General features: G+C 66.8%; 16 protein-coding genes and 1 pseudogene. 5 read left to right on the top strand and 12 right to left on the bottom strand.

The features are described 5' to 3' along the window. Positions 1 to 80: 80 nt before the first annotated feature. Positions 81 to 770, bottom strand: a pseudogene (locus tag L5014_RS24220) (transposase); the annotation flags it as partial. 188 nt (positions 771 to 958) lie between these two features. On the opposite strand from L5014_RS24220, the gene L5014_RS24215 reads away from it, so the two are divergent. Beyond that, positions 959 to 1,678: an OmpW/AlkL family protein gene (locus L5014_RS24215; RefSeq protein ID WP_238466326.1), complete on the top strand. Its 720-nt coding sequence runs from the start codon at positions 959 to 961 to the stop codon at positions 1,676 to 1,678. A 416-nt stretch (positions 1,679 to 2,094) separates the two neighbouring features. Beyond that, entirely contained in the window at positions 2,095 to 2,472 is a 378-nt protein-coding gene (locus L5014_RS24210) for an ElaB/YgaM/YqjD family protein (RefSeq protein WP_238466324.1), read from the top strand. 134 nt (positions 2,473 to 2,606) lie between these two features. Here the strand turns inward: L5014_RS24210 and ugpQ are convergent, their stop codons facing one another. The 8 genes from ugpQ to pilM all read right to left on the bottom strand — a co-directional run bounded on the left by ugpQ (position 2,607) and on the right by pilM (position 11,248). Further along, the gene (ugpQ, locus tag L5014_RS24205) at positions 2,607 to 3,365 is read right to left on the bottom strand and encodes a glycerophosphodiester phosphodiesterase (RefSeq protein WP_238466322.1); all 759 of its coding nucleotides are present in this window, start codon (positions 3,363 to 3,365) and stop codon (positions 2,607 to 2,609) included. A gap of 130 nt (positions 3,366 to 3,495) precedes the next feature. Further along, on the bottom strand, positions 3,496 to 4,635 hold the full coding sequence (locus tag L5014_RS24200) for a deoxyguanosinetriphosphate triphosphohydrolase (RefSeq protein WP_238466440.1): 1,140 nt from the start codon (positions 4,633 to 4,635) through the stop codon (positions 3,496 to 3,498). Between the two features lie 420 nt (positions 4,636 to 5,055). Beyond that, the gene (gene aroB / locus L5014_RS24195) at positions 5,056 to 6,138 is read right to left on the bottom strand and encodes a 3-dehydroquinate synthase (RefSeq protein ID WP_420800127.1); all 1,083 of its coding nucleotides are present in this window, start codon (positions 6,136 to 6,138) and stop codon (positions 5,056 to 5,058) included. Positions 6,139 to 6,180: 42 nt separating this feature from the next. After that, entirely contained in the window at positions 6,181 to 6,735 is a 555-nt protein-coding gene (locus tag L5014_RS24190; protein ID WP_238466439.1) for a shikimate kinase, read from the bottom strand. A gap of 163 nt (positions 6,736 to 6,898) precedes the next feature. Further along, positions 6,899 to 8,515 (bottom strand): type IV pilus secretin PilQ, encoded by a 1,617-nt coding sequence (locus tag L5014_RS24185; RefSeq protein ID WP_238466437.1) that lies wholly within the window; start codon positions 8,513 to 8,515, stop codon positions 6,899 to 6,901. 86 nt (positions 8,516 to 8,601) lie between these two features. After that, complete coding sequence (locus L5014_RS24180; RefSeq protein WP_238466319.1) at positions 8,602 to 9,492, bottom strand: hypothetical protein; 891 nt, start codon at positions 9,490 to 9,492, stop codon at positions 8,602 to 8,604. After that, positions 9,489 to 10,202 carry a hypothetical protein gene (locus L5014_RS24175; RefSeq protein WP_238466317.1) on the bottom strand — a complete coding sequence of 238 codons (714 nt, stop codon included), beginning with the start codon at positions 10,200 to 10,202 and terminating at the stop codon, positions 9,489 to 9,491. The genes L5014_RS24180 and L5014_RS24175 overlap by 4 nt, the downstream gene beginning before the upstream one ends. After that, positions 10,199 to 11,248 (bottom strand): type IV pilus biogenesis protein PilM, encoded by a 1,050-nt coding sequence (gene pilM, locus L5014_RS24170; RefSeq protein WP_238466315.1) that lies wholly within the window; start codon positions 11,246 to 11,248, stop codon positions 10,199 to 10,201. Before pilM ends, L5014_RS24175 begins: the two co-directional genes overlap by 4 nt. 367 nt (positions 11,249 to 11,615) lie before the next feature. On the opposite strand from pilM, the gene L5014_RS24165 reads away from it, so the two are divergent. After that, entirely contained in the window at positions 11,616 to 14,048 is a 2,433-nt protein-coding gene (locus L5014_RS24165) for a penicillin-binding protein 1A (RefSeq protein ID WP_238466314.1), read from the top strand. A gap of 117 nt (positions 14,049 to 14,165) precedes the next feature. Here the strand turns inward: L5014_RS24165 and cyaY are convergent, their stop codons facing one another. After that, the gene (cyaY, locus tag L5014_RS24160; RefSeq protein ID WP_238466313.1) at positions 14,166 to 14,483 is read right to left on the bottom strand and encodes an iron donor protein CyaY; all 318 of its coding nucleotides are present in this window, start codon (positions 14,481 to 14,483) and stop codon (positions 14,166 to 14,168) included. 35 nt (positions 14,484 to 14,518) lie between these two features. Between cyaY and lptM the strand changes: the two genes are divergently transcribed. Continuing rightward, entirely contained in the window at positions 14,519 to 14,908 is a 390-nt protein-coding gene (gene lptM / locus L5014_RS24155; RefSeq protein WP_238466311.1) for an LPS translocon maturation chaperone LptM, read from the top strand. A gap of 57 nt (positions 14,909 to 14,965) precedes the next feature. Continuing rightward, entirely contained in the window at positions 14,966 to 16,249 is a 1,284-nt protein-coding gene (gene lysA, locus L5014_RS24150) for a diaminopimelate decarboxylase (protein WP_238466309.1), read from the top strand. Between the two features lie 132 nt (positions 16,250 to 16,381). On the opposite strand, the gene msrQ is transcribed toward lysA, so the two are convergent. Both msrQ and msrP read right to left on the bottom strand, forming a co-directional pair. Further along, positions 16,382 to 17,089, bottom strand: a complete 708-nt coding sequence (gene msrQ, locus L5014_RS24145) for a protein-methionine-sulfoxide reductase heme-binding subunit MsrQ (RefSeq protein WP_420800126.1) — start codon at positions 17,087 to 17,089, stop codon at positions 16,382 to 16,384. A 26-nt stretch (positions 17,090 to 17,115) separates the two neighbouring features. Beyond that, a complete protein-coding gene (gene msrP / locus L5014_RS24140) occupies positions 17,116 to 18,117 on the bottom strand; it encodes a protein-methionine-sulfoxide reductase catalytic subunit MsrP (protein ID WP_238466305.1) in 1,002 nt (333 codons plus the stop codon). Positions 18,118 to 18,272: the final 155 nt, after the last annotated feature.

The following is an 18,272-nucleotide window of genomic DNA, read 5'->3' as shown; positions in this document are numbered from 1 at the left end:
TGTGCAGCCGGGCTGCCGCCAGCGGCAGCGGTTGCTGCTGTGCCGATCGCGCCTGCGGCCGGTGCCCCTGCCGCAGGTGCCTCCCGCACCTTGCGCGGCCGCCCGCGCGGCAGCGGCGAGACGCGCCGGTTCGCCGTGCGCGAGGCCCACTCGCGATAGGTGTCGCTGCCGAGCACCCAGCCCTTGAGGGTGGCCTGCATTAGCTGCGTGGTCTCGCGCTCGTCGAACGGCTGCTCGCAGAGGTCGCGATAGGCGCGCTGACGCTCGAACGGCGTATTGCCGAGCGCCCAGTAGAGCGGATGGTCGGTGATGAGGCTGTCGACGGTGAGGCCGATGTGATGCCGGTAGCTCGACCATCGATAGTCTTCGGCCGCCGTCACGAGGTGATTGCGCAGCGGCGCAAGCTCGACGACGCGGCTCGCCAACAGGAAGAAGCGCTCGCCCTCGATGACCGTGGCGCGATAACGCCCCTCCCAGAGCGTGCCGCGCCGCGCGTAGCGGCGGTTGAAGTGCGCCACGTAGCGTCTGCCGACCGCCTGCATCGCCTTGGGAAGGCTCGATTCGTCAGAGGGCGTGACGAGCAGTTGCACCGCGCCGGGCATCAAGACCCACGCATGAACCGCCAGATGATGATCGCGCGCCGCTGCCTTCAGGCAATCGATGAACAGTTCGTAATCCTGGTCGTCGACGAAAGCGGGCTGCTGGTCCAGTCCGCGCAGAATCACATGCTGCGGCTGGTCGGGAACATAAAGACGTGCAAGCCGTGCCATGCTCGATTTTCCTGGTACGTTAGTGAATACCCGCATGCCCGCCAAACCGCGCCAGCGCTCATTCTCGCGGGCTTTGCGGCTCGAGCGGAACGCTCGCGGCGCTTAGGGAGAAAGCTCTAGCGGTCTTGTATGGTTTGTTGCAAACGTTGTGTTCATAATGAGCGGGCCTTTCATGGAGGAGCACATATATGAAATTAAAACAGGCGCTGGCAGCGACCGCCGCACTCGCCTGCGTGTCGGGGGCTTACGCACAATCGGCCAACACCTTCTACGTTACAACGGGGTGGTTCCATTTCGCGCCGCAAGACAGCAGCGACCCGCTCAAAATCGATAGCGTAGGCGGCACGCCCGTCAACATGGCTATTCCGAATACGGGCGCCAGCATCAGCACTGCCGACACCCTGGGTCTTTCCATCGGCTACTTCATTACCGATAACATCGCAACCGAAGCCGAACTGGGCATCCCGCCGAAGTTCGATCTTTCCGGCGGCGGCAGCTTCAGCCAGTTCGGCAAGGTGGGCGAAGCACGCCTGTGGAGCCCGGCACTGTTGCTCAAGTACTACTTCAACAAGCCTGACGCAAAATTCCGTCCCTATGCCGGCCTCGGTTTCACCTACACCTGGTTCACCGATGCGCACATCACGAACTCCAGATTCGAGCAAGGCGTACTTGGGGGTCCGACCAGTGTTTCGACGGATCGTTCCTGGGCACCCGTATTTAATGTGGGCTTCAACTACAACTTCACCAAGCACTGGTTTGCCGGTTTCTCGCTCTCGTACATTCCGATCAGCGTGATTGCTTCGTTCGACACCACCGTCAACAACCAGCTGCACACCGAGCGCCGTTCCGAAGCCAAGATCCATCTGAACCCGCTCGTCACCTTCCTGAAAGTCGGCTACAACTTCTGAGCGCCCTCGCGCTTCCGAACACCGCCTCAGCTTCCGCCTGCCCTGCTCTCCGTCCACCCTCGTGGCGACCGACGGAGGGCGGCAGTTCCCGCCGCCCCGTCCCTTACATCAACAGCGAACACTTCTGACATTCGGATCGGCTTTTCTTGATTCTATGCCTCTCGGAAAAACCGTGCTGTCCCCGTAATCAATTGTCGCAAACAAGACGCGCCGAATTGCCGTCCCGGAACGTCCACGCAGACGGCGAGGCCCCGCCAGACCGAGCTCGCCGGGCCGGCTTGCGTGCCATGCCGCCTGTACACCCTGGCGCGCCGGGCACCCGAAATGCGCAATACTCGAACTCCTGTCCTCGCCGCCCCCCCTTTTCGTGGGCGCCGCGAGCCCTCTACCCTGTGTTTTCAATGACGGAGCCATTCATGAGCGCATTCCCGAATACGCGAGACGCCATCGGAGAATCCTGGACGCGCACGGGCCGCCACGCGCGGCGCATTGCACGCCGCGGTCGCGGCGCAGCCGCCGACATCGCCGAAGAACTGCGGGATTTGCTCGCCGAACTGGAAACCACGCTGGGCGAAGGCACCCAAGCCGATGCCGCAGCGCTGCGCGCCGACATCCGCAAGCGTCTGGACTCCGCGCGCGAGCGCCTCGAAGTCGCGCGCGCCTCGGCACGCGAGCGCACCGACGCAGCCATGACCCAGGCCGATGACTACGTGCACGCCAACCCGTGGCAAGCGATTGCCATCGTAGGCGGCATCGCGCTGGTGACAGGCGCGCTTCTCTCGCGCCTGCGCTAAGGCCGCATCGTGCGCCGCAAGCCCCCGACAGTCTGTGTCGACAGGCTTGCGGCCCCGGCTGCTGCGCGCGGCGGTTTGGCAAGACGCCCCTGCGCGCCCCGATCGCCCCTTGGTGAGGCGGGCCTGAAGCCGCGCTATCCGTCGAGCGCGTGCGGCCCGATCAGGTCGATCCGGTCGGTACAGACGGTGTCCACGCCCCAGCTCACGAGCAGGCGCGCGCGTTCGAGGTCGTTCACCGTGTAGGCGAGAATGAAAAGGCCGGCGTCCTTGATGCGGCGAACGAGCGCCTCGTCCAGATACCGGTCGCTCGCATGCAACGAAACACAGCCGAGCGCCGCCGTCTGCTCGCGCCAGTCGTCGGGCACGCGCTCGACCAGCAAGCCGCGCGGCAGATCCGGCGCAGCGTCGCGCGCCGCCGCGAGCGCCTCGAACGAGAACGAGGAAAGCAGCGGCTGCGCCGCCTCACCCCGCCCCGGCGTGCGCCATAGCCGCGCCGTCTCTCCTCCGACGATACGGCCCGTCTCCACCTCCCGGCCCGGACACGGCTTGATTTCCACGTTCGCCGCCAGCCCTTCCTCGCGGCAACACTGCGCCGCCTCGGCCAGCGTGGGCATGTGCTCGCCTTCGAAGCGCGGATCGCACCAGCTACCCGCATCGAACGCCGCGATCTGCGCATAACGCAGTTGCGCCGCCGCGCCGCGCCCGTTCGAGGTGCGCTCGACCGTGTCGTCGTGAAGCAGAAACGCGATGTTGTCGGCCGAGAGCTTGGCGTCGAACTCCACCATCGTGTGCCCAAAGCCGGCGCCTACACAGAAGCCCGCCAGCGTGTTCTCGGGCGCGAGCGTCCCGCCGCCGCGATGCGCGGCAACGCGCGGATACGGCCAGTTTTTCATTGTTTGGACTCCAGATTCCAGACCGAGGGTTCGCGGCGTGCCGCCCGCGAGGGATTCAGGTGCGGCCGGCTCAGGTGCGGCCTGCATAGGTGCGGCCGGCTCGGACGCAGTCGACCTGAACGCGGTCGGCTCAAACGTCGTCGGACACGACGAAAAGGCGCCGGTACTCCTTGAGCGCGTAGCGGTCGGTCATGCCCGCGATGTAATGCGCGATCTGGCGCGGCTGCGACGCTTCGTCGTGCGTTTGATACGCGGGCGGCAACAGACGCGGATCGTCGGAAAACGCCTCGAAAAGCCCCTTCACCACGCGTCGCGCCTTGTTCGCCATGCGCATCACCTGGTAATGCCGGTACAGGTTGCGGTACAGAAACCGCTTGAGCGCGGCTGCCTGGACCGCAACGCGCTCGCTGTGCGCGACGATGGCCGGTGCGGCACGCACGTCATCGAGCGATTGCGGCGCGAACCTCGCGAGATTGCGGCTCGTCTCGTCGATCAAGTCGACGATCAGCGTGTTGATGATGCGCCGCACGGTCTCGTGCACGAGGCGCCGCCCTTCTATCTGCGGATACTCTGCGCGCGCGGCTTCGTAATGCGCCTGCCAGAGTTCGACCTCGGCGAGCTGCTCGATGGTGAGGAGGCCGGAGCGCAGCCCGTCGTCCACGTCGTGATTGTTGTAGGCGATTTCGTCGGCGATGTTGGCGATCTGCGCCTCGAGCGAGGGCTGACGCCCGAGCAGAAAACGTTCGCCCAATTCGCCCAGATGCCGCGCGTGCTCGCGCGAGCAATGCTTGAGGATGCCTTCGCGCGTCTCGAAGCACAGATTCAGGCCATCGAATGCGCCATAGTGCTCCTCGAGTTCGTCGACGACGGCGAGACTCTGCAAGTTGTGCTCGAAGCCACCGTGCTCGCGCATGCATTCGTTGAGCGCGTCCTGGCCGGCATGGCCGAACGGCGTATGGCCGAGGTCGTGTGCGAGCGAAATGGCCTCGACGAGATCCTCGTTCACGCGCAGGTTGCGGGCGACCGAGCGCGCGATCTGCGCGACTTCGAGGCTGTGCGTGAGCCGCGTGCGAAAGAGGTCGCCCTCGTGGTTCACGAACACCTGGGTCTTGTATTCGAGCCGCCGGAACGCCGTGGAATGGACGATGCGGTCACGATCGCGCTGGAACTCGCTGCGCGCGGCCGGGGGCGGCTCGGCAAAGCGGCGGCCGCGCGATTGTGAGGAATGCGCCGCATAAGGCGCGAGCCCTGCGTCGAGATCGCCGAGCATCGCGTGCGCATGCGGCGCGTGGGCCACGCTCTGCGATCCGGCGTCATTTGTCCGGTTCGTACCGTGGTTTGTACCGCCAGGCTCGCCGGCACGGGTTGCCGCATCGATGGCTTTGGCGCCGGATTTCGTGCCAGCTTTCGCGCTGGTTGCGGTGCCCGAGCCAGTGCCGGCATGGCCGTCTTCGCGCTCGCCGGCACAGCTAACTGCGCGCTTACCTGGATATTCGCCTTTGATGTCGCTGCGGGTGTCGCTCAACGGTTCCTCCGCAAGAATCACATGGTGAGCGGCCGCGCAGCCTCGTGGGCGCGGGCCGCGCTCGCTCGAGCCGTTCGCCCCAATCATTCGCTCAGGCCATGCGCCCAAGCCGTTCGAAGCCGCTCGAAGCCACTCGCTCAGGCCCGCTGATACGGGCCGTCAAACTCAGCCTTTCACAGTGGCGGAGAGCGTCGCCTGCACGGCTTCGTCGGGCGCACGGCCGATATGCGTCTGCCCGAAGCGCTCGAGCAGGATGAACTTGATCGCGCCGCCCTCGGCCTTCTTGTCGACCTGCATGAGTTCGACATAGCGCCCGGCGCCGAGCGCGGGGCCCTCGATGGGCAGCTTCGCCGCCTTCACCACGCGCACGAGCCGCTCCCGCGACGCTTCGTCGAGCATGCCGAGACGCACCGAAAGATCGGCCGCCATCACCATGCCGCAGCCCACGGCCTCGCCGTGCAGCCATTCACCATAGCCGAGACCCGCTTCAATCGCGTGACCGAACGTGTGGCCGAAGTTGAGGATCGCGCGCAGGCCGCCTTCGCGCTCGTCGGCGGCCACCACCGACGCCTTGATCTCGCACGAGCGCTTCACCGCGTGCGCGAGCGCTTCGGGCTCGCAGCGGTTGAGCGCCTCGACGTTCGCCTCGATCCATTCGAAGAATTCGGCGTCCGCGATCGCCCCGGTCTTGATGACCTCGGCCACGCCTGCCGCCAGCTCGCGCGCCGGCAGCGTGCGCAGCGCGCCGATATCGGCGATCACGGCCTGCGGCTGATAGAACGCGCCGATCATGTTCTTGCCGAGCGGATGATTGATGCCGGTCTTGCCGCCCACCGACGAATCGACCTGCGAGAGCAGCGTCGTGGGCACCTGGATGAACGGCACGCCGCGCATGTAGCAGGCAGCCGCGAAACCCGTCATGTCGCCGGTCACGCCGCCGCCCAGCGCGATCAGCGTGGTCTTGCGGTCGGCGCGCGAGGTAAGCAGCGCGTCGAAGATCTGATTGAGCGTTTCCCAGTTCTTGTACGCCTCGCCATCGGGCAGCACGACTGTATGCACGTCCTTGCCGAGCGGCGCGAGCGCGGCGCGCAGCTTCTCGCCGTACAGCGGCTCGACCACGGTATTGGTGACGATGGTCACCGACTGGCCGGCGATATGCGGCGCGAACAGCGCCGTCTGGCCGATGAGGTCGGTGCCGATGTGGATGGGGTAGGCGCGGTCGCCCAGTTCGACGTTGACGGTAATCATGCGAGGCATTCGTTCAGGATGGGTGGCGCGAGCAGGAACGCCCTACTCGCGCGCCGGGGTTCGAGCGACGCCGGCCATGTCGAGCTGCATCAACACCATGTTGACGAGGCCGTTCACCGATGGCCGGCCGGTCTCGATCACGAAGTCGGCGACCTCGCGATAAAGCGGATCGCGCTGCGCGTAGAGCGCTTCGAGACGCCCCTTGGGATCTTCGGTCTGCAGGAGCGGCCGGTTCTTGTCGCGGCGCGTGCGCAGCCAGAGGTCGTGCGGATGCGCGCGCAGATAGACCACGAAACCCCGCTCCTTGAGCACCGCGCGGTTCTCGGGCCGCAGCACGGCGCCGCCGCCCGTGGCCAGCACGATGCCTTCGCGCGCACTGAGCTCGTCGATCATATGCGCTTCGCGCTCGCGAAAGCCCGCCTCGCCTTCCAGCTCGAAGATCACCGGAATGCGCGCGCCCGTGCGCGCCTCGATCTCGTGATCGGAGTCGAAAAACGAACGCTCAAGCCGGCGCGCGACCGCCCGGCCCACGGTCGTCTTGCCGGCGCCCATGAGCCCTACGAAAAATACATTGGCGTTTGCGTCCCGCACTTGCAGCGTTTCCTACGAAAGGTTGGTGCCGCAGCTTACTGGCAAAGCGACGGCGTTGTCGAGCCTGCGGCGCCCATGGTCAGGCCCCTTTCAGGAGCCCTCGTGGCACTGGATCAGGCGCTGTATTAATTTGCGGCCAAACCCTGCATCTTACGCCTGCGGCCCTCATTCAATCCCCGCTGACTACGCGCGGCGTGATGAGCACCACCAGTTCGCTGCGTCTGTCACGGTGCGCGCGATGTGAAAAAAGCGCGCCCAGAAACGGTATTTTGCCCAGGAGCGGGACGCGCGTCACATCGTCCCGGTCGTCGGTCGCGTCGATACCCCCAATCGAGACCGTTCCGCCATCCTCGATCTCCACCCGCGTCTGCACGTGCTTGGTGTGAATCGCCGGCCCCGCGGCGGTCTGCTCGCCCACGCTGTCCTTGGCCACGTCGAGATCGAGAATCACGCGGCCATCTGGCGTGATCTGCGGCTCGACCTCCAGCTTCAGCGTGGCGCGACGAAATTGCACGCCCGAAACGCCCTGCCCGACCTTGGCCTGATACGGCAGCTCGGTGCCTTGCTCGACGACGGCCTTGGTGCGGTCGGCGGTCACGACACGCGGACTCGACACCACCCGCCCGCGCCCCTCGGCTTCCAGCGCACTCAGTTCGACGTCGAGCAGGCGCGTCGCGCCCGCGGCCAGCAGCGTGAGGCCGAGTTGCGCAGCGTCGAAGCCGGAGAGCGGCCCTGCTGGCAAGTCGTAGACCGTGCCGACCGCGCTGCCGTGCAACCCGCGCGCAACGCCGTCCGGATCGGTCGGGTAGAGCCCGAGCCGCACGCCCAATTCGCGCGACAGGCCTTCGTCGCCTTCGACGATGCGCGCTTCGATCAGCACCTGGCGCGCGGGCGCGTCGAGCCGACGGATGAGCCCGGCGATCTGGTCGAGGCGCGCCGGCAAATCCGTGACGAATAGCAGATTCGTGCGCGCGTCCGCCACGGCGGCACCGCGCTTCGAAAGCGCACGCTGCGTGCCGGAGCCGGTGAGGAGCCGGCGCAGATCCTCCGCGCGCGCGTACTGAAGCTCGAAGGTTCGGCTCGCAAGCGGCTCCAGCTCGGCGGCACGCGCGTGCGCTTCGAACATTTGGCGCTCGCGCGCCGCAAGGTCCGCCACGGGCGCGACCCAAAGCACGCGGCCGGTGCGCTCCATGGCGAGGCCGTTGGACACGAGCAGCAGATCGAATGCGGCACGCCAGGGTACGCGATCGAGGCGCAACGTGACCTGGCCGCGCACGCGCTCGCTTGCGACGATGTTCAGCTTTGTGAACTGGGCGAACGCGTGCAGCACTGCCGTTAGCTCCGCGCGCTGAAAATTGAGCGAGATCGGCCGGTCGGGCGGCAGGCCGTCATCGTCAGCGGCCGCGCCACTCAGGCGGGCGGGCGCACGCAGCGGCACGGGCGGCCCTTCAAGCGGCTGCGACGTTTCCGGCAAAGTCGCGCCCGCGCCAACCGCCGACGCAGACGCTGCTGCCGCGCGCGGCGCCGCTGGATCGGTGCCCTCGCCCTCCGCACTACCGGGTAGCGAAGCCGCGCCTGCGCCGTTTTCGGGCGTGAACGGGTTCGCGACCCAGCCTGACGGGACATCGGCATCGCCGCCCATCCCACCCGGCGGTAGCGATGGAAGTGGTGGCGCCTCGTAACGCGCAACCGGCGTGGCGGCTTGGCTCCATGCCGGCAGCGGCGGCGGCACGGCGCCTTGTGCGAGCGACGCAGCCTGCGCAATCCATGCAAGCACACAGCTCATCAAATAGTTCGTGCGACGCGCGGGATCCGAAGCTCCACATGAGCGCCACGACAGGCCCGCGCCAAGACGTACCGGTTGCCCGAATTTCATTTGGCGTCCTCCGCCCAGTTCACGGTGTGCGTCGTGCCGTCGAGTGAAAGCACGACGCGCATCGGATCCACGCTGGACACCTGTGCGCCCGCAAGCGTGGCGCCGGTCTGCACAGCCACCGTGCCTTCGGCGGTTTCGACAAGGGCAACCGCTCGCCCGCGCTCAACCAGCATGCCCGACAAACGCATCGCAGCACCGCCCTGCATCCCCACGGCACCCTGACCGCCGGCGAATCCACTCGCGAACGGGTCGGCGGGCGCGCCGCCTTCTTCGTCCTTGCGCGCGAAGGCGATGGCGGGCAGTCCGTCGAACACTTGCAGCATGGCCGAAATTGCAAGGCCACCGCCGCTATGCTTGACCGATAGCTCCACAGGCACAGCAAGCTCGGGCAACGTCGCGAGTCCTTCGAGGAAAGCACGGAGTTGCCCGAAGCTGCCCAGCGCGATCAGCTTCGTCGTGCGGAACGCCTGCGCCGGGGTGCCGCCCGCAGCCGCTGGCTCCAGCGCGATCAGCACGAGTCCGGCCTGCGCCGCAAGCTGCGAGACGCTGCGAATGTCGCCGGCGGCGCTGCCCTCTCGCCGCTGCGGCGCGTCTTGCGCATCGCGCTGCAAGGCCGGCAGACGCGCCAGCGTTTGCTGCGCGCCCGCGAGCCGCGCTTTGGCATCGGCAAGCGCCGCGTGCGCTGCCTGAGCGCCGGCTACGTCGAGAACCGCGCACGCGCCGCCCGCCAGGCACGCGGTGAATACGCCCAGCACCGCAGCAACAGCGACGCGCCGCCGGCCGCTCCACGCGTGCAAGGGCAGCCAGCCGCGCAAGCGTCCGAGCGGAAAGTTGTGCGCGTGTGGGCGTCCGAAGGGGCGCGCGTGCATCCCGAGCGCGGCCATCATTTCGCCCCCTTCGCGCCCACACTACGCATGGTGCTTGCTGCATTTGCCGCCGCGCCCTTCCACGCCAGCCGCACCACCACCTGGATCGGCGCCCCACGCGCCCCACGCGGCCCACCGCGCGGCGCGCGCTCGCGCATGAGCGCGGCCTCCGGCGCACGCTTCAATTCGCGCACGTGAACCGCCTCGATGCCCGGAAGCGCATGCAGGCGTGCGAGCCAGGCCGCCGCAGCCGCCTCGTCGATCGCGCTTGCGTGCAGCTCGGTTTCTTCTGCACGCTGCGCAAGCTGCTCGAGGACGACGCCCGCCGTGCGCGCCTGCGACAACGCGCCGACGAGTGCAAACACATGTGCAAGCGGCTGCGCCCGCTGCTGCGCTTCGGAACGCGCCGCACGCCGCGCGTCGGCTTCGCGTGCGAGCTTGCGCGCAAGCGCCAGGGGCGCACCGAGGCGCGCGAGCTGTCGATCCACCACTTCGCGGCGCGCCTCGACACGGTTGCGTTCGAGCAGTTGCCATCCGGCCACGACGCTGCCGCATGCGCCACCCACGATCAGCGCCGCCAGCCATTCGAACGCGCGGCGCCTGCGCAGGCGCCGCATCGCGCCCGGCCGCCACGGCAGCAAGTTGAATCCACCGTCCCACGCACCCGGCACGGCGCTCTGCTTGCGCTCGCCTGCCGGCGCCGCGTGCACGATGCCCTCCGCCGCGCTCATTCGCTCACCCCGCGCATGGCGAGGCCGAACGCGACGGCACACGACGGGTCGTGCAGCAGATTGGCGTCGAGCGGACGGTCGGTGTCGGCGAGCGGCGCGCATTCGAAAGGCAGCACGGGGCTGCCCAGCACATCGCCGATATCAGCGAGCGAAAAACGCGCGCCGAGCAACAGGGCGAGGTCACCGGACACGAACGTGCAGCCCGTCTGCTCGCCACCTGCCAGATCGCGCAGCGCTTCGACCAGATCCGCGTGCTCCAGCGCCGGAAAGCGCATGGTCCGCACGACGGACTCTTCGGCGACGAACCAGCCGTGCACGCCGTCCGCCCCGACCCACAGCGCCACCCATGCCTCGTGCGGCGGCAACTCGAACGCCGCGGCATGGCGCATCGCGCGCAGCGCGGCATGCGCCTCGTCGTCCACGGCGCGCAGCGCGACGCCCGCCATTGCGGCGCATTCGAGGCGCGCCTCCAGATGAGCGCGCGCCGTAGCCGCGATCGTCACCTGCGTCTCATGCACGGACGCCATGCCGCACTCAAGCTCAAGCGGGCCGACGCGCCAGTCCACGGCCAACTCGGCGCGCTCGACGCCCGACACGCGCTCCGCCTCGGCCAGCACGAGCGGCTCGAGCTCGGTGTAGAGGCCCGAGATGTCCACCCAGCCGGGCTGGCCCACCTGATCTATCCGGCCCACCTTGCCCGCCCGGCTGCCTTGGCCCGCAGGCGCCAGCCGCGCGAGCGGCACGGACGCAAGCAGCGTCGCGCCCGCGGGCAGCGCCATCGCGCAACGCAGCGCTGCCTGCGCGCAGGCATGCGGCAGCGCGCCGAACACCTCCTGCAGTGCGCCTGCCAGCGCCTGGCGATTGACGATCTCCGCGCCCGAGAGCGCTTCGCGCGCCAGCGGCACGCGCCCCAGCCACTCGATGCGCAACGGCCCGCCGCCGAACAGCCGCTGGCTCAAAACGACCAGCGTGACGCCGCGCGCGCCTACGTCGACGCCCGCAGCAAAGCGGCGCGCACCCAGCAACAGCGGATTGAGCAAGCTCATCGCATTCCTCCCATGTACGTCGCGTCGCGAACCATTCACGACGCGCTCAGGGGGAAATTGTGCGAAGCGGTGCTTGCCGCGCACACTCGGCCGGACGGCCAATCCGCGCATGCCGGGCCTTCACGTGACCATCACGCCACCATCGCGCCATCGCTGCGACACCACGACACCACCATCGTGCGACCTTTCCTCGCAGGCGAGACACGACTAGAGTTGCATCCAGGTCTGAAGGCCGTTCCGCCAGCACCGTCCACTGCCGACCTACTGCCGGCCTACTGCCGGCCTCGCCCGCGCACCGGACGTAAGCGTTCCGAAAGCGCTCCAGGGTGGGCGGCTATAATCGCGGGACTGTTTTTTCGGTGTCCGTATGCAAGAAGCTCAGCCTCCCTCGTCCGTTCCGCCGTCCATGCCGCCCGCGCCGCACAAACGCAAGCGGCCCTGGTGGCTCAAGCTGCTGATCGGCGTTTTCGTGCTGTTCGCGGGCGCCGCAGCCTGCGCGGCGCTCGTGCTCGGCTATGCGCTCATCGTCGCCACGCCGAACCTGCCATCGCTCGACGCGCTCACCGACTATCGCCCGAAGGTGCCGCTGCGCATCTACACGCGCGACCACGTGCTGATCGGCGAATTCGGTGAAGAGCGGCGCGATATCGTCCATATCCAGGACGTGCCCGATAACCTCAAGAAGGCGATCCTCGCGATCGAGGACGCGCGCTTCTACGAGCACGGTGGCGTCGATCTCACCGGCATCGCGCGCGCGGGCTTCGTCGCGCTCACCAACGGTCACGCCTCGCAGGGCGCGAGCACGATCACGATGCAGGTGGCGCGCAACTTCTTCCTTTCCAGCGAGAAGACCTACACGCGCAAGATCTACGAGATGCTGCTCGCCTACAAGATCGAGTCGAAGCTCTCCAAGGATCAGATTCTCGAGGTGTACATGAATCAGATCTATCTGGGGCAGCGCGCCTACGGCTTTGCGAGCGCCGCGCGCGTGTACTTCGGAAAGGATCTGAAAGATCTCACGCTCGCCGAATGCGCGATGCTCGCGGGTCTGCCCAAGGCGCCCTCGGCGTATAACCCCGTCGTGAATCCGAAGCGCGCCAAGGTGCGCCAGGAGTACATCCTCGAGCGCATGCTGGAGCTGCACTACATCACCCAGCAGCAATACGACGACGCCGCGCAGCAGCCGCTCGTCGTCAAGGGCGCGGGCAAGGAATTCAGCGTGCACGCCGAGTACGTGGCGGAAATGGTGCGCCAGATGATGTACGCCCAGTATCACGAAGAGGCATACACGCGCGGCCTGAGCGTGGTCACGACCATCGATTCGGCCGACCAGGACGCCGCCTATCGCGTGCTGCGCAAGGGCTTGCTGGACTACGAGCGGCGGCGCGGCTACCGCGGGCCCGAGGCGTTCATCGACTTGCCCGCCGACGCCGAAGACCGCGAGCAGGCCATCGACGACGCCCTGCTCGAGCACCCCGACAATGGCGAACTCGTAGCGGCCGTGGTCACGTCGGCGAGCCCCAGGCAGGTGCAGGCGACCTTCATGGACGGCAACACGGCCACCATTACCGGCGACGGCCTGCGCTTCGCGCAATACAACCTGAGCGCGCGCGCGCAGCCGAGCCAGCGCATCCGCCCGGGCGCGATCATCCGTCTTGCGCGCAACAACGCCGGCGAATGGTCGATCACGCAATTGCCGCAGATCGAAGGAGCGTTCGTCTCCATCGTTCCGCAGGACGGCGCGATCCGCGCACTCGTGGGCGGCTTCGACTTCAACAAGAACAAGTTCAACCACGTCACGCAGGCATGGCGCCAGCCGGGCTCGAGCTTCAAGCCGTTCATCTATTCGGCCTCGCTCGACAAGGGGCTCGGGCCGGCCACCATCATCAACGACGCGCCGCTCTTCTTCAGCGCCGCGGAAACCGGTGGCCAGGCCTGGGAGCCGAAGAACTACGGCGGCGGCTTCGACGGGCCGATGACCATGCGCACCGCGCTCATGAAGTCGAAGAACCTCGTGTCGATCCGCATCCTCAACCACATCGGCACGAAGTACGCGCAGCAATACATCACGCACTTCGGCTTCGACGCCGACCGTCATCCGGCCTACCTGCCGATGGCGCTCGGCGCGGGTCTCGTCACGCCGCTGCAAATGGCCGGCGGCTATGCCGTGTTCGCCAACGGCGGCTATCGCGTGAATCCGTATCTGATCGCCGAAGTCACCGATCAGCGCGGCATGGTGGTCGCGCAGGCGCAGCCGCTCGTGGCAGGCCAGAACGCGCCGCGCGCGATCGACCCGCGCAATGCGTACATCATGAACAGCCTGCTGCAGAGCGTCGCGCAGCGCGGCACGGGCGCGAAATCGAACGTCCTGAAGCGCACCGATCTCGGCGGCAAAACCGGCACGACCAACGACTCGCGCGACGCCTGGTTCGCGGGCTATCAGCACACGCTCGCGGCCATTGCGTGGATCGGCTACGACAATCCGCGCAGCCTCGGCGACAAGGAGACCGGCGGCGGCCTCGCGCTGCCCGTGTGGATCGAATACATGCAGAAGGCGCTCAGCGGCGTGCCCGAATACAAGATGCCGATGCCCGATGGCGTCGTCACGCTCGGCGACGAACTCTATTACGCCGACGCCACGCCGGGCCGCGGCTTCGTTTCGACAGTCGGCATCAGCCAGGCCGCACTGGAGGCCCAGGCGAGCGGCGCCTCGGGCGCAAGCGGCCAGCCGGCTCCAGCGCCCGAGCAGGTCAACGCGAAGGAGAAGGAAGACATCATGAACCTGTTCCGCGGGCATTGAGTGCGCCCTTGAGTGCGCCCGCGCTCAGGCGCCACCATGAAAAACGGGCACCGACGGTGCCCGTTTTCACGTCGAGCGCTGTATCAATCACAGCGCCGTACTATCGCGTCGCGTTCATCACGGCTTGAACGTGACCGGCTCGCCGGCCTGCTCGGTCGCATACGCGGTGAGCGCCGAAAAGAATTCGGTGCCCGTGCGCGTGTCGCGCCACTCGCCATCGATGTAGCGATAGTGAAACCCGCCCGCTTTCGCCGCGATCCAGATCTCTTTCATCGGCGGTTGCAGATTCACGATGATCTTCGTGCGATTCTCGAATTCGAGTGTCAAAACATTGCCGCTGCGCTCGAGTTCGATATCGGCAACGGCATCGTCCACGGCGCGCTCCACCGCCGTCAGCACGGCCTCCGCGCGGCTCAGGTAGTCACTATCTGGCATGCTAAACTCCACCGGTTAATCATTCAGGGACAATTATGCGTGTCAATTTCAGGATGCGCGCTCCGGCATCCCGCGTATCGACGCCCGGCGTACAGGCGATCCGCGTTTCGACGCCCGGCAAGATTCTAGCCGCTTTCGCGATCGGCGCCGTAGCCGCCCTTTCGTTGGCAGGCTGCGGGCAAAAGGGTCCGCTCTACATGCCCACGGTGCCGCCGCTCCCGCAGAAGCCTAATTTCGAGACGCAGCCCCAGGACAACGCAAAGCCGACGCCCGAATCGGCATTGCCGGCATCGGGCGTGCAGGACGGAGAGCTTCCCGATACGTCGGGCACGCCGCTTTCGCTGTCCCCGGATACCGAACTCAAGTCCGCACCCGCGGCCGCCGACGGCGCGCAACCCGCTTCTGCCACGGCCCCGGCCCAGTAAGCAGGGACCCGGCAGTCATCCAGAAGCAACCCGCCCCGACTTCAACCAGACGCTCGCATGACCCAGCCCGCTTTTAATCGCGCCTTTCACCGTGACAACGGCACGCTCTTCGTCGAAGGCGTATCCGCCGCGGATCTCGCCGCGCAGTACGGCACCCCGCTCTACGTCTACTCGCGCTCGGCGCTCACCGCCGCATGGCACGCCTACGCCGACGCCTGCGCGGGCCGACGCGCGACGGTGCATGTCGCGGTCAAGGCGAACAGCAATCTCGCCGTGCTCAATGTGTTCGCGCGCGAAGGCGCGGGCTTCGACATCGTCTCGGGCGGCGAGCTTGCGCGCGTGCTGGCAGCGGGCGGCAAGGCGGAAAACACGGTGTTCTCGGGCGTGGGCAAGCATCCCGATGAAATGCGCATGGCGCTCGAAGCCGGCGTGAAGTGCTTCAACGTCGAATCGATCCCCGAACTCGACCGCCTGAATGCCGTGGCCGGCGAGCTAGGCAAGAAGGCGCCGGTCTCGCTGCGCGTGAACCCGGACGTCGACGCAAAGACGCATCCGTACATCTCCACGGGCCTGAAGTCGAACAAGTTCGGCGTCGCCTTCGACGAGGCACGCGCGACCTACCGCGCGGCGGCGGCCATGCCGCATCTGGACGTGGTCGGCATCGACTGCCACATTGGCTCGCAGATCACCGAAGTCGCGCCGTATCTCGACGCCATCGACAAGGTGCTCGAGCTCGTCGACCAGATCGAGTCGGACGGCGTGCATATCCATCACATCGACGTGGGCGGCGGCCTCGGCATCCGCTACGACGACGAAACGCCGCCCGACATCGGCGATTTCGTGCGCACCGTGCTCGATCGCATCGAGGCGCATGGCGCGAAAATTGGCAAGACCCGCGAGGTGTACTTCGAGCCGGGCCGCTCGCTCGTCGGCAACGCGGGCATCCTGCTCACGACCGTCGAGTTCCTGAAACCCGGCGCGGAGAAGAACTTCGCAATCGTCGACGCCGCGATGAACGATCTCGCGCGTCCGGCCATGTACGAGGCGTATCACGCCATCGAGCCGGTCACCGAGCGTGCGGACGCGGCGCACACCTACGACATCGTCGGCCCCGTGTGCGAAAGCGGCGACTGGCTCGGCCGTGAGCGCACGCTCGCGATTGAGGCTGGCGACGTGCTCGCGATCCGCTCGGCGGGTGCATATGGCTTCGTGATGAGCTCGAACTACAACACGCGTCCGCGCGCGGCCGAAGTGCTGGTCGACGGCACGCGTGCACACGTCGCGCGCGAGCGCGAGACGGTTCAACAATTGTTCGCCGGCGAGCATCTGCTGCCGGATTGAGCGTCGACGGGTGCAATGCGCTCGCGCTGACTGCGGAAGAGAACACAAAAAAGCGACGCCCTGTGCGTCGCTTTTTTTGTTGCCTGCGTGTTTTACCCGCTTTGCCGGCCGGGCTGCGCCACGCGCGGACAGTTACGAACGCATCGCCAGATTTGCCTTGCGCCGCGCGAGCAGCCACGCGCCGATCCGCCAGCCAAGCAGCACGATCATGATCGCGCCATAGAGCTTCGGCAGCACGAGATCGTGCTTGCCCGCCTTCATCCACCAGAAATGCAGGATCGCGAGCACGCCGATCGCATAGATCAGCCGGTGCAGCGTCTGCCAGCGGCGCCCGAGCTTGCGCGTCATCGCACGCGTCGAGGTGACGGCGAGCGGAATCAGCAACACAAATGCCGCAAAACCCACCGTGATGAAGGGCCGCTTGCCGACGTCCTTGAGCATCGCAGCCACGTCGAACCATTTGTCGAACCAGATGTAGGTGCTGAAGTGCAGCGCGGCGTAGAAGAACGCGTAGAGCCCGAGCATGCGCCGAAAGCGGATCAGCGCGCTAAAGCCCGTGAGGCGGCGCAGCGGCGTGACGGCCAGCGTGATGCAGAGGAACACGAGCGTCCAGAGGCCGGTCGAGCGCGTGATGAACTCGATCGGGTTCGCGCCGAGCCCGTCCGTCACGCCGAAGAACACGATGCGCGCCAGCGGATACCACGCCGCGACGAACACCGCAGCCTTCGCCCACGGCAGCCAGCGCGGACCGCTGACTGCGGGCCGTGCCTGAGCCGTGCGAATGGTGGTCGCCGCGCTCGTACGCGTCACCGGGCTCGGAGAAACGGTCGTCGATTCCATCGGTTGCTCCATTGCTGACTCGCGACTCAAAAGTTCTTGCGCAGATCCATGCCCTGATACATCGACGCCACGAGGTCCCCGTAGCCGTTGAACATGAGCGTCTTGCGCTTGGGCGTGAAAAAGCCGTCCTCGCCGATGCGCCGCTCCGTCGCCTGGCTCCAGCGCGGGTGATCGACGCTCGGATTGACGTTCGAATAGAAGCCGTACTCATGGGGCGCGTAGGTGTTCCAGCTCGTGGGCGGCTGCTTTTCCACGAAGCGGATCTTCACGAGCGACTTCGCGCTCTTGAAGCCGTACTTCCACGGCACCACCACGCGCACCGGCGCGCCGTTCTGGTTCGGCAGCACCTGGCCATAGAGCCCGACAGTGAGCAGCGTGAGCGGGTTCATCGCCTCGTCCATGCGTAATCCTTCGGAGTACGGCCAATCGAGGATCGGGTCGCCGAGGCCAGGCATCTGCGACTGGTCGGCGAGCGTGATGAACTGCACGTAGCGCGCATTGCCGGTAGGCTGCGCGCGGCGGATCAACTCGGCGAGCGGCACGCCGATCCACGGAATCACCACCGACCAGCCTTCCACGCAGCGCAGCCGGTACACGCGCTCCTCGAGCGGCGCGAGCTTGAGAATCTCGTCGATGTCATAGACCTTCGCGTTCTTCACCTCGCCCTCCACGCTCACCTTCCAGGGGCGCGGCCGCAGCGTATGCGCATTCGCGGCGGGATCGCCCTTGTCGGTGCCGAACTCGTAGAAGTTGTTATAGGTCGTGATGTCCTTGTAGGGCGTGACCTTGTCGAGCGCGACGAACTTCGTGTTGGTCTTCGCGCCAAGCTTGAGCGCCTTCGCATCCGGCGACGAGTATTCCGCGAACGCATCGCGCGCGCCGAACACGCCCGCCACACCGCCGAGCGCGACTGCCCCCGCCGCCTGAAGCAAGCGGCGGCGTTGTTCGTACACCTTTTGCGGCGTGATCTCGCTCGGGGCGATGTCGTCGCCGTTGAGGATGATCCCGCTGCTGCGTTTGATCCACATGATGTCGCTCCTGTCGACCAGAGTTGGCGCTTTAGCGCTTACTCTGGTCCCATGCTTCGCGGTCGACCAGAGTTGGCGCTTTAATGCTTACTCTGACTTGGACCCGCTGCGCCCGCGCGCCGTTCGAGGCCCCAATACCGGGCAAACGCGCGCGC

This window comes from Paraburkholderia tagetis (assembly GCF_022213065.1).
Lineage (GTDB): Bacteria > Pseudomonadota > Gammaproteobacteria > Burkholderiales > Burkholderiaceae > Paraburkholderia > Paraburkholderia tagetis.
Note: the sequence above shows the minus strand (reverse complement) of the source record. Positions and strands in the feature narration are given on the sequence as shown.